At 72.4% G+C, this 14,003-nt stretch carries 14 protein-coding genes; 6 read left to right on the forward strand and 8 right to left on the reverse strand.

Annotated features, from left to right (window positions below; all coding sequences use genetic code 11):
• Nucleotides 1-54 precede the first annotated feature (54 nt).
• The 3 genes from I5071_RS16295 to I5071_RS16305 all read left to right on the forward strand — a co-directional run bounded on the left by I5071_RS16295 (nucleotide 55) and on the right by I5071_RS16305 (nucleotide 2,480).
• Nucleotides 55-906 (forward strand): NAD(P)H-binding protein, encoded by an 852-nt coding sequence (locus I5071_RS16295; RefSeq protein ID WP_236606381.1) that lies wholly within the window; start codon nucleotides 55-57, stop codon nucleotides 904-906.
• Nucleotides 907-957: 51 nt separating this feature from the next.
• Nucleotides 958-1,617 (forward strand): TetR/AcrR family transcriptional regulator, encoded by a 660-nt coding sequence (locus I5071_RS16300; protein ID WP_236606382.1) that lies wholly within the window; start codon nucleotides 958-960, stop codon nucleotides 1,615-1,617.
• A gap of 98 nt (nucleotides 1,618-1,715) precedes the next feature.
• Nucleotides 1,716-2,480 (forward strand): SDR family oxidoreductase, encoded by a 765-nt coding sequence (locus tag I5071_RS16305; protein WP_236606383.1) that lies wholly within the window; start codon nucleotides 1,716-1,718, stop codon nucleotides 2,478-2,480.
• Here I5071_RS16305 and I5071_RS16310 read toward each other — a convergent pair whose 3' ends face one another.
• A complete protein-coding gene (locus I5071_RS16310; protein ID WP_236606384.1) occupies nucleotides 2,481-3,887 on the reverse strand; it encodes a S41 family peptidase in 1,407 nt (468 codons plus the stop codon).
• A gap of 3 nt (nucleotides 3,888-3,890) precedes the next feature.
• The gene (epsC, locus tag I5071_RS16315) at nucleotides 3,891-4,793 is read right to left on the reverse strand and encodes a serine O-acetyltransferase EpsC (protein WP_236606385.1); all 903 of its coding nucleotides are present in this window, start codon (nucleotides 4,791-4,793) and stop codon (nucleotides 3,891-3,893) included.
• 59 nt (nucleotides 4,794-4,852) lie between these two features.
• On the opposite strand from epsC, the gene cysM reads away from it, so the two are divergent.
• Together cysM and I5071_RS16325 are read left to right on the forward strand one after the other, a co-directional pair.
• Nucleotides 4,853-5,755 (forward strand): cysteine synthase CysM, encoded by a 903-nt coding sequence (gene cysM / locus I5071_RS16320; protein ID WP_329611167.1) that lies wholly within the window; start codon nucleotides 4,853-4,855, stop codon nucleotides 5,753-5,755.
• A 93-nt stretch (nucleotides 5,756-5,848) separates the two neighbouring features.
• A complete protein-coding gene (locus tag I5071_RS16325) occupies nucleotides 5,849-6,274 on the forward strand; it encodes an OsmC family protein (protein ID WP_236606387.1) in 426 nt (141 codons plus the stop codon).
• Nucleotides 6,275-6,276: 2 nt separating this feature from the next.
• On the opposite strand, the gene I5071_RS16330 is transcribed toward I5071_RS16325, so the two are convergent.
• From I5071_RS16330 to I5071_RS16345, 4 genes are all read right to left on the reverse strand, one after another.
• Nucleotides 6,277-7,182, reverse strand: coding sequence for an STAS domain-containing protein (locus tag I5071_RS16330; protein ID WP_236606388.1), 906 nt, complete (start codon nucleotides 7,180-7,182; stop codon nucleotides 6,277-6,279).
• Nucleotides 7,183-7,598: 416 nt separating this feature from the next.
• The gene (locus I5071_RS16335) at nucleotides 7,599-7,964 is read right to left on the reverse strand and encodes a translation initiation factor (protein ID WP_236606389.1); all 366 of its coding nucleotides are present in this window, start codon (nucleotides 7,962-7,964) and stop codon (nucleotides 7,599-7,601) included.
• A gap of 27 nt (nucleotides 7,965-7,991) precedes the next feature.
• Nucleotides 7,992-10,535 (reverse strand): phosphoenolpyruvate carboxylase, encoded by a 2,544-nt coding sequence (locus I5071_RS16340; RefSeq protein ID WP_236606390.1) that lies wholly within the window; start codon nucleotides 10,533-10,535, stop codon nucleotides 7,992-7,994.
• 81 nt (nucleotides 10,536-10,616) lie between these two features.
• Complete coding sequence (locus tag I5071_RS16345) at nucleotides 10,617-11,219, reverse strand: hypothetical protein (RefSeq protein ID WP_236606391.1); 603 nt, start codon at nucleotides 11,217-11,219, stop codon at nucleotides 10,617-10,619.
• Between the two features lie 190 nt (nucleotides 11,220-11,409).
• On the opposite strand from I5071_RS16345, the gene I5071_RS16350 reads away from it, so the two are divergent.
• Nucleotides 11,410-12,444: an NAD(P)H-dependent flavin oxidoreductase gene (locus I5071_RS16350; protein ID WP_236606392.1), complete on the forward strand. Its 1,035-nt coding sequence runs from the start codon at nucleotides 11,410-11,412 to the stop codon at nucleotides 12,442-12,444.
• Here I5071_RS16350 and I5071_RS16355 read toward each other — a convergent pair.
• Complete coding sequence (locus I5071_RS16355; protein ID WP_236606393.1) at nucleotides 12,434-13,063, reverse strand: shikimate kinase; 630 nt, start codon at nucleotides 13,061-13,063, stop codon at nucleotides 12,434-12,436. The two genes, I5071_RS16350 and I5071_RS16355, sit on opposite strands and share 11 nt — an antisense overlap.
• A gap of 269 nt (nucleotides 13,064-13,332) precedes the next feature.
• On the reverse strand, nucleotides 13,333-13,992 hold the full coding sequence (hxpB, locus tag I5071_RS16360) for a hexitol phosphatase HxpB (RefSeq protein WP_236606394.1): 660 nt from the start codon (nucleotides 13,990-13,992) through the stop codon (nucleotides 13,333-13,335).
• Nucleotides 13,993-14,003: the final 11 nt, after the last annotated feature.

Below are 14,003 nucleotides of genomic sequence, written 5' to 3' on the forward strand. Positions count from 1 at the left end.
GAGTTCTAGGTTGGCCTTCGAGCGCGCGCCAATGCGCGCCGAAGGAGGCCCTCCATGATCCTCGTGACCGGTGCGAACGGCACCATCGGAAGCCACGTCGTCCCTCGTCTGCTCGCCCGCGGAGAGCGCGTGCGCGCGCTGGTGCGCGATGCCGCGAGAGCCGCGAAGCTCGGACCCGACGTCGAGATCGTCGTCGGCGATCTCACGCGCCCCGAGACGCTCGATCGCGCGTTCGCGCGCGTCGACCGCGTGTTCCTCGCGACCACGGGGAGCGATCTCCCGCAGCAGGAGGCGAACGCGATCGCCGCGGCGGAGCGCGCGGGCGTCGGCCACGTCGTGAAGCTCTCGGTGATGATGCCCGAGGGCACACCGAGGATCGGATCCGCGAGCTGGCACGAGGCGAGCGAGCGCACGCTGCGCGCATCGCGGCTCGCGTGGACGATGCTCCGCGGCGGCAACTTCGCGAGCAACGCGCTCGCGTTCGCCGATCCCACGAGCCCGCTCGCGTCGGTGTTCGCGCTCGCCGGCGACGGCGGGCTCGCCCACGTGGATCCTCGCGACATCGCCGACGTCGCGGTGCTCGCGCTCACGTCGGGCAGCGCGCACCACGGGCGCGTCTACGACCTCACCGGCGCGACGCCGCTCAGCTACCGCGAGGTCGTGCGCATCCTCGCGTCGATCACCGGCAAGCCGATCGTGCTGCGCGAGCGACCGCCCGCGGAGATCCGCGCCGAGCTCCTCGCGGGCGGCTTCCCCGCGGATCTCGCGAACGCGTTCGTCGGCGCGATGTCGGCCGTCCGCGAGGGCGTGTGGGATCACGTCTCGCCCGACGTCGAGCGACTGCTCGGCCGTCCCCCGCGCGCGTTCGAGGAGTGGGCGCGCGATCACGCGCATTTCTTCGCGTGATCGGATCTCGCTTGCACGAGTGACCGCCCGGTCATATGACTGGTCGGTCACATGCCGACGCCCACGTTTTTCCGACTGCCCGACGAGAAGCGCGAGCGCTTCGTCGAAGAGGCGATCAACGAGTTCGCCGATCGCAGCTACGCCGAGGCGTCGCTCTCGCAGATCGTGAAGCGCATCGGGATCGCGAAGGGCAGCGTCTACCAGTACTTCGCGGACAAGCTCGATCTGTATCGCTGGCTGCTGACCGAGGAAGTGCCTCGGCGGCGCCGCGAATTCGTGGGCGTGATCGACGACGCCGACGCCGACTTCTGGGCCGCGCTCGAGACGCAGATCGAGCGCGGCATGGCGTTCCTGGTCGAGCACCCGAAGCTCGCGCGCATCACCGCCGCCGCCGCCGATCCCACCGCGCACGAAGAGGTGCGCGGCCTCCATCGCGCGGTGTGCCAGGCGGGCGAGGCCGAGCTCGAGCGATCCCTGGAGCGGGGCATCCGCCGCGGCGCGATCTCGAAGGACGTCGATCCGAAGATCGCGGTGCACTTCGTCACGGCGATCACCGGGCCCGGCCTCACCAACGTCGTGCTGCAGGAGCTCGGCGCGGACCTCCACGAGATCCTCGCGTCCGACGAGCTGCGACGAAGGCTCGATCCTCGACGGCGTCGCCGCCTCGCGAAGCAAGCGCTGCTGCTGATCCAGCGCGGCCTCGGCGCGTAACCGCGCCCCCCACTCAACGACCTCTCGGACCGCCGGACCGGCGGCAATGGAGCCGTCCGTCCGTCGTGTCCGCGAGAACCGAAAGGAACGATCCGAACATGCTGAGCTACGACTTCTCCGGCCGCGTCGCGCTCGTCACCGGAGGCACGTCGGGCATCGGTCGCGCGACCGCCCTCGCCTTCGCGCGTGCCGGCGCCGACGTGGTGATCGCGGCGCGCGACGAGGCGCGCAGCACCGAGGTGCTCACCGAGCTCGAGGAGCACCGCGTGCGCGCGCTCTTCACGCGCATGGACGTGCGCGACGCGGCCTCGATCGCACGCGCGATCGAGACCATCGCTGCGCGCTTCGGGCGCCTCGACTTCGCGATCAACAACGCGGGCGCGGGCGGCGACATGCAGCCGCTCGAGACCGCCGATCAGGCGATCTGGGACGACACGATGGCGATCAACGCGCGCGGCACCTGGCTCGCGATGCGCCACGAGATCCCGCTGATGCTGAAGACCGGCGGGGGCGCGATCGTGAACGCGAGCTCGATCTACGGCATCGCGGGCAAGCCCGCGCACCACGCGTACGTCGCGTCGAAGCACGCGGTGCTCGGCCTCACGAAGTCGGTCGCGCTCGAGTACGCGTCGCGCGGCATCCGCGTGAACGCGCTCTGCGCCGGCGTCACGCGCACCCCCGCGATGCGCGCCGCCGAGAGCGTGGTGCCCGAGATCGTGAAGGCGCTCGTCGCGCAGCACCCGATGGGCCGCATGGCGAGCGAAGAGGAGGTCGCGGCGGCCGCGGTGTGGCTCTGCTCGGAGGGCGCGGGCTTCGTCACCGGCGCACCGCTCCACGTCGACGGCGGCTTCCTCGCCGCGTGATCAGAGCGCGTCGAGGTAGGGATCGGCGCCCGCGAGGAAGTGCGACTCGTCGTAGCGGACGAGGCGCGCCGGGACGTGCCCGCGTCCAGCCTCGCAGCCCGCGACCTCGACGTGCGTCAGCTCGATGATCGACGTCAGCACCGCGACACCGAGCGCAGGCGTCGTGTAGAGCACCGGCATCTCGCCGACGTGGCGCCCGCACTCGCCGCCGGTCTCCTCGCCGATCAGCTCGGCGTCGGGGCGGAACGCGCGCAGCGCGGTGATCATCTCGACCGCCGCCGAATTCGTGTGCCCGTCGACGAACGCGACGACGCGACCGCGATGTCCCGCGCCGTGCGGCGTCATCATCGACGCGAGGGGATCCCCCTCGTGGACGAAGCGCCCTTCCTCGTCCGGCGCGCCGGGGAACAAGCTGGGGAGCGCCTCTTCGGGCACGTACGGGAACGACACCTGCGCGCGGTGGGCGTCGGGGATGCGCGTGACGCGTGTCTCCATGCGCGCCCACTGCGCGTAGGCTCGCCCGAGCACGTGGTTGAGCACCGCGATGCCGTGCGTGCGCAGGCCGCCCTCGTTGCCGCGCACGTCGAGCACCAGCGTCGAGTCGGGATCGATCGTCGCGAAGATCGCGTCGACGCGGCGCAGGTACTCGTCCTGATCCGCGATGCCGAACGCCGGCAGGCGCAGCAACACCGTGGTGTCGTCGATCGCGACCACGAAGGGCCACGGCTGCGCCTCGGTCGAGCGTGGTCCCCACACCGGCGCGGACCGCCGCGCGTCGGCGAGCGTCGCGAGTACGTCGCGATCGACGCCCTCGAGCTCGACGTCGCGCTCGGTGCCGTCGGGCTCGCGGACCCGCACGACGTAGGTCTCGCGGGTCCCGCGCGCGACGTGGAAGTGACGGGCGAACGCGCGCTCGAGCGCGGCGCGTCGCGCGCTCTCGTGCGTCCCGTCGGCCAGCACCATGCCCTCGAGCTCGCTCCAGAGCGCCTCGATCGGCTCGCCATCGATCGCGAGGAGCACCGTGCCGTGCGGCAGCTCGGGCGACGACGCGTCGACGAAGAACGTAGCCCCCGCGCGCTTCGGCAGGAGCGGCAGGAGCGAGAGCGGGCCCGTCTGGAACGTCGGCAGCGCGATCGCGACGTGCCCGTCGTGGAGCTGCGCGAGCACGCGGTGCATCGCACGACCGAGCTCGACGTCGGTCGCGTCCTCGAGCTCTTCGAGGTGCGCGGCTTCGTCCTCGACCAGCGCGTCGAACGTTTCGTCGTCGACGTAGGCGTGCGGACGTGGGTGCACGTCGAGCACGAAGCGCGCGAGGGCGCGCAGATCGCTCGCGGCGCTCGGTGGCGGCCCGCTCGCCCCGCACGACGCGAGCGCCATCGCGAGCACGACGAGCGCGACGTGCCGCATCGATCAGGTCTCTTCGGGCTCGCTCTTGCCGCGGCCGAAGACCTTCGATCCCGGGGGGACGCTCTTCGTGAGCCACACGTTGCCGCCGATCACCGAGCCGCGACCGATCACCGTGTCGCCGCCGAGGATCGTCGCGCCCGAGTAGATCGTGACCTCGTCCTCGATCGTCGGGTGGCGCTTCTTGCCGGGCGCGTCCTCGCGGTTCGGCACGCTCAGCGCGCCGAGCGTGACGTTCTGATAGAGCTTCACGTCGTTGCCGATCACCGCCGTCTCGCCGATGACGACGCCGGTGCCGTGATCGATGAAGAACCGCTCGCCGATGCGCGCGCCCGGGCTGATGTCGATGCCCGTCCGCGCGTGCGCGTGCTCGGTGAGGATGCGCGGCAGCATCGGCACGCCCGCGCCGCTCAGCCGATGCGCGATGCGATACGCGGTCACGGCCTCGATCGACGGATAGCTGAAGACGATCTCCTCGATGTTCTTCGCCGCGGGATCTCCGTCGTACGCCGCGCGCACGTCGCCGTTGAGCGTGCGCCGCAGAGCAGGGAGATCGCGGAAGAGCCCGAGCACGACGGCCTCGCCCGAGCCCGCGGGCAGCACACGATCGGTGCGGCCCATCCAGTGATCGTAGGTGAGCGCGCGCTCGATCTGCTCGACGAGCAGCTGATGCGCAGCGTGCAGGTGGGTCGCGATCGCGTGCCGCAGCGAGTCGCGGTGGAGCCCGCGCGTGGCGTAGAACCCCATGAAGAGCACGGGCTTGAGGTGATCGAGCGCCTCGATCACCGCGCGCTTGCTGGGAAGCGCGGCGCTCTCGAGGTTGTCGATCTCGAGCTCACCGGTGTAGCTCGCGACCACTCCGTCGATCGCATCCTCGAGCTCGCGGTAGCGCTTGGGGTCGGCACGCATACTTCGGAATCGAGCTAACGTAGCTGGCGACGAGGAGCGCGGCGAGCGGCGAAATGGACGTGAAGTCGATCCTGGATCGAGTCGGGAACACACCCCTGGTGATGCTGGAGACCGGCGTCGATCGCGCGGGCATCCGGCTGCTCGGCAAGCTCGAGGGGAACAACCCGGGCGGCAGCGTGAAGGATCGCCCGGCGCGATCGATGATCCTGCGCGCCGAGGCGCGCGGTGATCTGCGCCCGGGCATGAAGCTCATCGAGCCCACGAGCGGGAACACCGGCATCGCGCTCGCGATGATCGCAGCCGCGCGCGGCTACGCGATCGAGCTCGTGATGCCCGCGAACGCGACCGCGGAGCGCGTGAAGCAGATGCGCGCGCTCGGCGCGACGGTGATCCTCACGCCGGCCGACGCGGGCATGGAGGGCGCGATCGATCACGCGCGCGAGAAGGTCGCGACCGGCGGCTATCTGATGCTCGACCAGTTCGGCAACGCCGACAATTGGCGCGCGCACTACGAGTCGACGGGCCCGGAGATCTGGCGCGACACCGACGGCACCATCACGCACTTCGTGAGCTCGATGGGCACGACGGGCACGATCATGGGCACGTCGCGCTACCTGAAGGAGCAGCGCGAGAGCGTGCAGATCGTCGGGTGTCAGCCCACCGAGGGCTCGAGCATCCCGGGGATCCGCCGCTGGCCGATCGAGTACCTGCCGAAGATCTACGAGCCCGAGCGGGTCGATCGTGTGATCGACGTGGAGCAGCGCGACGCCGAGCACACCGCGCGCACGCTCGCGCGGCGCGAGGGCGTGTTCGTCGGCGTCAGCTCGGGCGGCGCGGTGTGGGCGGCGCGCCAGGTGTGCGCGGAGCTCGCGCGCGAGGGACGCGACGGCGTCGTCGTGTGCATCCTCTGCGATCGCGGCGATCGCTACCTGTCGTCCCCGCTCTTCGAGCACCAGGACTGAGTCTGCCGAGTGCTCGTCCGCACGTCCCGCACGGGAGCGCGCGGACGCTAGGGACGGGCGGGCGAGCCGATTTTTCGACAGTCTTCGAGCACGATGGCTGGCAAGACGATGCGGGTGCGGCTCGATCGGATCGGGACTGCCGCGTTCGAGGCGGTCGCCGAGGGCTCGGGCGGAAAGGTCGTGCTCGACGGCTCGCCCGAGATCGGCGGCGAGGGGCGCGGCATGCGCCCGATGGAGCTGATGCTCACCGCGATCGCGAGCTGCGCCGCGATGGACGTGGTGCACATCCTCCGCAAGCAGCGCGAGCCGCTCGAGTCGCTGCACATCGAGGTCGAGGGCGATCGTGCCGACGCGACACCCGCGCCGTTCACCGCGATCCGCGTGGTGCTCGTCGCGAACGCCGCGGTCGACGCGCACAAGCTCGAGCGCGCGGTGTCGCTCGCGGTCGAGAAGTACTGCTCCGCGACCGCGAGCCTCGATCCGTCGATCTCGGTGACCTGGGAAGCGCGCCGCGCCTGACGCTACGGATTCCGTAGCGCCTTCGAGCGCTCTCCGCGGCGCTCGATCTGCCGCGCGCACGCCTCGAGCGCGTGGCGCAGGTTGCGCTGCGTCTCGAGCCCGCCGAAGTCGCCGCCGAGCTCGACCAGCATCTGCGCCACCGCGGGCTGCAGGCCGCTCAGGATGCAGCGCGCACCGAGCAGCTCGACCGCGCGCGCGAGCTTCGCGAAGCGGTCCGCCGTGCTCGTGTCGAGCAGCTCCACGCCGGTGAGATCGACGATCACGTGCTTGGCGCGCGTGCGCACGATCTCCGCGAGCAGACGCTCCGACATCTGCGCGCTGCGCTGGGTGTCGACGAGCCCGATCACCGGCAGCACCAGCACGTCCTCGCGCACCTCGAGCACCGGCGTCGAGAGCTCGTCGAGCGCGACGCGCAGCCGCTCGATGAGCTCGCGGTTCTCGATCTCGCGCTTCGCGAGCGCCTCGTTGCGCGCTGCGAGATCCGCCTCGAGCGCCATCCGCTCGGTCACGTCGCGGAAGATGACGACCGCGCCGCCGCCCGCGAGGGGCCGCGCCTGGCCCGCGAGCATGAAGCCGCGGCCGCGCACGTCGACGAACCAGAGCAGCTCGTGATCGACGAACTCGCCCTTCATCGCGCGCATGCCGCCGGTCTCCTCGAGCGGCATCGGCGTCACGCGGTCGGGCCGGAAGAACTGCGACTCCTGCTTCCAGTCGTCGACCTTCGTGCGGTCGTCCTCGAGCAGCGCGCGCGCAGCGGGGTTCTGGTGGCGGCCGCCGGCCGCGTCGAACACGAGGATGCCGTCGACGCTATGGTCGATCAGCGCGGTGAGCAGATCCTTCGAGCGCGCGAGCTCGGCCTCGAGCTCGGCGATGCGCTGCTGTTCCGGGGTGACGTTCGCGAGGCTCATCGATCGCGGCTCTCCTTCACGCGCGCGAGCTCGGCTCGGGCGTGCTCTGTCGGTCCGTCGAGGACGGCTCGAGCCGGGCCGGCACGTCGCGCGCGGTCCCCTCGGTCGCGTCGCTCTCGGAGGCGGGCTCGGGTGGGAGCTGCGGTCGCAGGCGTCGGGTCGGGATTCGGCTTCGGTCGTCGCTCACGCGCGGCGCCTGAGCATTCCCAGTGCCACTTACGAATTCGCAGAAAACGCGACGAATTCGTCAGTCATGGGCGGCACGGAACTCCGTGTCCGAAATGACGGACTTCCGCTTTCGGAATGCGATTCCGCTCCGGCGAGAAGTCAAAATCGGCTCGCCCGCCGGTCCCTAGCGTCCGCGCGCTTCGCGCGCTCCCGTCCGGGACCTGCGGGACGAGCACTCCAGCAAGAAATCAGGACCCCAGCACGACACGTTTGGCGCCGCGCTGCTCGAGCCACGTCTTGATGCGCGGTCCGTGCTCGCCCTGCACCACGATGTCGCCGTCCTCGATCGTCGCGCCGGTGCCGAGCGCGTGCTTGAGCTCCTTCGTGATCGCCTCGAGCGCGTGCTCGGCGATGCCCGAGATCGTCGTCACCGTCTTGCCGCCGCGGCCCTTTCGGCTCTTGGCGACGACGATCTTCGCGCCACCGAACGGATCCTTCGCGGCGGGCGCGCTCGGGGCAGCGGTCTCGGGCGCGCGCTCGGGACCGGCGGGCAGCGCGTCGCGCAGCGAGGCGAGCGACGAGAACGGCGAGCTCGGCTTCTTGGGATCGGCCACGGGTGCGAATCCTAGCCCGCCCTGCCCTCAGCCGGCATTGCGCACGCCGGCGGCGATGCCGTGGATCGAGAGCAAGAGCGCGCGCTCGAGCGGAGGATCGACGTCGCCCTCGCCCGCCGCGCGCACCCGGCGCAGGAGCTCGACCTGCAGGCGATGGATCGGCTCCACGTACGGGTTGCGCAGCTCGATCGAGCGCGCGATGCGCGGCTCGTCCTTCAGCAGCGGGCCCTCGATGACCTCGCAGACCCGCGCGATCGTCTCCTCGCGCGCCTCGAGCACGCGGCGCGCGAGCTCGTCCTCGCCCGGCGCGAGCGCGAGGTACGCGCGGAAGATCGCGTCGTCGCTCATGGCGAGGCTCATCTGCGCGTTGTCGAGCATCGTGCGGAAGAAGGGCCACGCGCGGTACATCCCTCGCGCGCGCTCGACGCCGATCTCGCGCAGCGCGACGTGCACGCCGTACCAGCCGGGCACGTTCGCGCGGTTCTGCGTCCACGACATGACCCACGGGATCGCGCGCAGGTTCGCGAGCGTCGGCGGGCCGGGCCTGCGCACCGGGCGCGACGCGATGCGCAGGTGGGCGATCTCGTTGATCGGCGTGACCGCCTCGAAGAACGCGAGGAAGCGCGGGTGCTCCACGAGCTCGCGGTAGGTGCGCACGCTCGCGTCGGTCGCGCGCGCCATCGCGTCGGTCCACTCGGTCGGCAGATCCTCGCGCGGCGCGGCCGCTGCGACGAGCAGCGCGTAGAGGCCCTGCTCGAGGTTGCGCCGCGCGCGCTCGGGGTGGCTGTACTTGTCGGCGAGCGCCTCGCCCTGCTCGGTGATGCGCAGCCCCGCGCCGATCGTGCCCGCGGGCTGGCCGAGGATGCCGCGCACCATGGGCCCGCCGCCGCGCCCGATGCTGGTGCCGCGACCGTGGAAGAAGCGGAAGCGGACGCCCGAGCCCTCGCACACCTCGGCGATGCGCCGCTGCGCGTCGTAGAGCGACCAGTACGCGGCGAAGAAGCCCGCGTCCTTGTTGCTGTCGCTGTAGCCGATCATCACCTCCTGCACGTCGCTGCCGAGGTGCTCGCGGTACGCGGGGATCGCGAGGACCTCGCGCAGCACGTCGGGCGCGCGCTCGAGATCGGCCTTGGTCTCGAAGAGCGGGACCGGCAGCACGCGCACGCCGACCTCGCGCGCGAGGACGAGCACCTCGAGCAGATCCGAGACGTCCTCGCTCATCGAGGTGATGTAGCGACCGAACGCGCGCGGCCCGGCGCGATCGATCGCGTCGCGCGTGGCGCGCAGCGGCCCGAGCACGAGCTCGAGCTCGGGCGACGGCACCTCACCCACGCCGAGCAGCGGGCGACGGGTCTTCAGCTCCTCGACGATCACCGCGCGCTTGCCGTGCTCGTCGAGCGACGCGTAGCCGGGACGTCCGCCGCGCTCGAGCAGCTGCGCGACCGCGGCGCCGGTCTTGTGCGAGTGCTCGCGCACGTCGAGCGACACGAGGTGCGTGCCGAAGACGCGCGCCCGCACGCGCAGCGGCATCGCGAAGGCATCGGCGCTGCGGCGCTGCCCCGCGGCGCGCAGCGTCTCTTCGATCTGGGTGAGCGCGCGCACCGGCTCGACGCGGCTCGTCGCGGCGTCGTCGTCGAGCGCGTCGTAGAGCGTGCGCAGCGCGGCGCGCCACGGCTCTGCTCCATCGCCGAGCGACTCGGGAACGGAGTGCACGCGCGAGGCGTGCTGGCTCAGGCTCGTGAACGAGTCGTCGATGCACTCGCGCAGCATCGTGCGCGCGCGCTCGGTGTGGAGCTCGAACGTCTCGCGCGTGACCTCGGGCGTGACGTTGGGGTTGCCGTCGCGATCCCCGCCCATCCACGAGCAGAGCGCGAGCGGCAGCGGCAGCGAGGCCTCGACGCCGTACACCTCGCGGAACGCGCGCGAGAGATCGCGCGCGAGCTGCGGGAGCACCGACGCGATCACCGGTACGTACGCGAGGCCGCCCTGCACCTCGTCGCGCACGGTGGGCTGCACCCGGCGCAGCTCGAGCGTCCCCCAGAGCGCCTCGACGTGCGCGGTGACGCGCTCCAGCGCGTCGGGATCGGAGAGGCGCGGGATCTCGCCGGCGATCGCGGCGAGGTGCTCGCGTACGGTCCGCCGTCGCATCTCGGTGGGGTGCGCGGTGAACGTGAGCCCGAGCTCGACGCGCTCGACCAGCGCGCGCGCGGCGCCCGCATCGAGCCCACGCGCCGCGAGCGCGCGGAACGCCTCCTCGACGCCTTCCTTGCGCGGCCCCGGGCGCTCGGCGACGCGGCGCACGCGCTCGTTCTCCTCGGCCATGTTCACGAGCTGGAAGTACATCGAGAACGCGCGGACCAGGCCCTCGGCATCGCTGGGCGACACCGACGCGAGCCGCGTCTGCAGCGCGCTCGTGTCCGCGCCGCGCGCGTCGGCGCTGGCAGCGCGCAGCGCCTTGGTGCGGGTGCGGACCTCCTCGACGAGCTCGAAGAACGGGACGCCTTCCTGCTCGCGCAGCACCGTGCCGAGCACGCGCCCGAGCACGTTCACGTCTTCGTTGAGGGTGCTCATGCGGACGGAGAGGAGCGCGCTCGGCGCGCACGGTCAACCACGCACGACGCCCAATCGTGCTCCTCGGCCGCGACCGCTCGCTCAGGCGCGATCGCGCGAGCGCCCGCGACGGCGCGACGACGATCCGCCGGACCCGTTCGAGCGCTCGCGCGATCCGCGGCGCGGCTCGGGCTTCGCGGGAGGTGCGCTCGCGGCGGCCTCCTGCTCGCGCATCTCCTGGAGCTCACGACTCACGCGCTCGAGCTCGCGCGCGTCGATCGGGGTCTCCTCGGCCCCGGTCTCGGGCGCGGCGGCGTCGGGCTCCGCGCTCGCCGTCTCGCGATGCGACGCGCTCTTCGCGGCGTCCTCGAGCGCGATCACGCGCGCGCCGAAGCGGGCCGCAGCGCGTCGCGACGCGTCGCTGCGCGGCGACGCCACGCGCCACTCGACGAACGCCGCCATCGTCTCCTCCGCGGCGCGACGCAGCGGCGTGCCCGGAGCCAACCGCTTGGTGGTCTCGCGGAGCATGTCCACCGCCGCGTCCATCGACTGCGCGATCGCGAGGGCCTGCTTGAAGTCGAGGTTTCCGCCCATCATCGCGCGCCGCATGCGGTCGTACGCGTCGCGGAGACCGCGCGCGCAGAGCCGCGCACGCCACGCCTCGAGCACCACGGGCTCGCGCTCCGGTTCCTGCTCGGTTGCCACGCCGCTCGGTTCTGCATGTCGCGTACCGCGAAGAGGATGGCGCGCGAGCCACGTTTCCGATGAAGCGCGGGGCGCCGCACGATTCGCGCGGAGCGCGACGCCGCGCGACCCCGCCCCGACGTAGCGTCGCGCCTCGCCGCGCGCGTGGACCCCGCTGGCGGTGCGGTGCGCAGGGCCCCATCGTGAGCGCATGTCGACGCTCTTCGGCACGCCGCTTCCCGTCGTCCTCGCGCCGATGGCCGGTGGTCCCACGACGCCCGCGTTGGTGATCGCGGTGTGCGGAGCCGGAGGGCTCGGATCCCTCGCCGGTGGATACTCCGCGCCCGACGCGATCCGCGCGCAGATCCGCGAGGTGCGCGCGAAGACCGATCGACCCTTCGCGGTGAACCTCTTCGTGCCGGGCGAGGCGACGATCGCCGACGACGCGCGCACGCGCGACGCGCGCGACGCGCTCGCACCGTACCGGCTCGCGCTGGGCCTCGAGAGCACCGCGCTCGACGTGTCGTCGCCGTCGTTCGATGCGCAGCTCGCCGTGCTGATCGAAGAGCGCGTGCCCTTCTTCTCGTTCACGTTCGGCATCCCGCATCGCGATGCGCTCGACGCGTGCCGTCGCGCGGGGATCACGACGATCGGCACGGCGACGAGCGTCGCCGAGGCGCGCGCGCTCGAGGCCGCGGGCGTCGACGTGATCTGCGCGCAAGGCGCGGAGGCGGGCGGTCATCGCGGCGGGTTCCTCGGCGGCGATGCGGGCGCGCTGATCGGCACGACGGCGCTCGTGCCCGCGATCGTCGACGCGGTGCGGCGCCCGGTGATCGCGGCGGGTGGGATCATGGACGGCCGCGGTGTCGCGGCAGCGCTCGCGCTCGGCGCGTCCGCGGTGCAGCTCGGGACCGCGTTCCTGCGCTGCGCGGAGGCCGGCACGAGCGCGCCCTATCGCGACGCCCTCGCGCGCGCCGACGAGACCTCGACCACGATCACGCGCGCGTTCACCGGCAAGCCTGCGCGCGGCCTCGCGAACCGTTTCGCCCGCGAGATGGAGCGCGCTCCGGTCGCGCCCTACCCGCTGCAGCACGCGCTCACCCGCGATCTGCGGGCCGCGGCGGCGCGCGCCGGCGATGCCGAGCTGCTCTCGCTCTGGGCGGGTCAGGGCGTCGCGCGAGCGCGCGAGCTCCCGGCAGCGGAGATCGTCGCGTCGATCGCGCGCGAGGCGGGCCTCATCCGCTGATGCGCGCGAGGAACCCCTCGACGCCGGGATCGTTCGCCTCGAGCTCCGCGCCGTCGATCACGACGTGCGCGAGCGCCGCATAACGTCGATCACGCCACGCGAGCAGCGACGCGTAGCAGCGCGGCAGCGCCTCGCTCGGCGTCTCTCCGGCCGCGCACGCGAACGCGTCGCCCCACACCACCGGCTTCGGCTCCTCGAGGTAGCGGCGCAGCATCGCCTCGCGACGCGCCTCGGGCGTGCGCAGGTACACCACGCGCCCCGCGCCGCGCAGCGCCTCGAGCAGCGCATCGGGCAGGTAGATCACGCTGCCGGTGGTGTCGATCACGTGCGGCCGTCCGTCGCGGCACGCATCGAGCGCCTCGCGCGTGACCGCCTCCTCGAGCGCGAGATAGCGCGCTTCGCGCGTGGCGTAGCCCTCGCTCCAGGGCATGCCCATCCAGCGCCCGAGCGCGTGCACGGGCTCCTCGCCCGGCGCGGGCGTGACGATCGACGAGAGCCGCGCGCCGATCTCTCCGTCGCAGTCGTGTCGCACGAAGCCGCGCTGCTCCGCGAGCCGGCGCGCCCAGAAGCTCTTGCCCACGCCGGACATGCCCACGAGGACCAGCGGCTCGACGCTCATGCGCGCGAGCCTGTGCCGCGCGCGCACGACGCGCCATTCGGAGCCATCGGAAGCGCTGCGAACGAGAGCAAGTGGGGCTGGGGCCCCGCGCGCAGCGTTCGGGGTGGGGGGACCCGATCCGGCTTCGCCGGGCGGGGGGAGGGGTCTTCCAAGACCCCTCCGAAAACTCAGCAAGCGGGGCTGGGGCCCCGCGCGCAGCGTTCGGGGTGGGGGGACCCGATCCGGCTTCGCCGGGCGGGGGGAGGGGTCTTCCAAGACCCCTCCGAAACTCAGCGCACGCGCTCGATCATCGCGGCGAGCGAACGTGCTTCGAGCGCCTCGAGCGAGGGGAGCACGACATCGGCCAGCGCGAAGCGCGGATCGCTGCGCTCGGGCACCGCGATGCACGCCATGCACGCGGCCTTCGCCGCGACGAGCCCGTTCAGCGAGTCCTCGAACACCAGGCACGACGTCGGCGCAATCCCGAGCTGCTCCGCGGTGCGCAGGAACACCGCGGGATGCGGCTTGCCGTAGGGCTCGCGCTCCGCGCTCACCACGAGCTCGAATCGTTCGCGGAGCCCGAGCCGTGCGAGCGCCGCCTCGATGAGCCGGAGCGGCGACGACGACGCGACCGCGAGCCGCAGCCCGGCGCGCGCGCAGAGGTCCACCGCGTGCGCACCGCCCGGCTTCGCCGGCGCCTCCTCGCGCAGCAGCGACACCATGCGATCGACGATGCGCGACGTGATCTCCGCGACGCTCGGCGTCTCCCACGGCTGCTGCCGGTGCCGGAGCGCGACGACCTCGTCGATGCGCAGCCCCGTCGTCTCCTCGCACTCCGCGTCGGTGAGGTGCAGGCCGACGCTCGCGAAGTGCTCGATCTCCGCGCGCCGCCACAGCGGCTCGCTGTCCACGAGGAGCCCATCGAGATCGAAGATCGCAGCGCGCAGCACGGGGCGAGCTT

This window comes from Sandaracinus amylolyticus, assembly GCF_021631985.1.
GTDB classification, from domain to species: Bacteria; Myxococcota_A; Polyangia; order Polyangiales; family Sandaracinaceae; genus Sandaracinus; species Sandaracinus amylolyticus_A.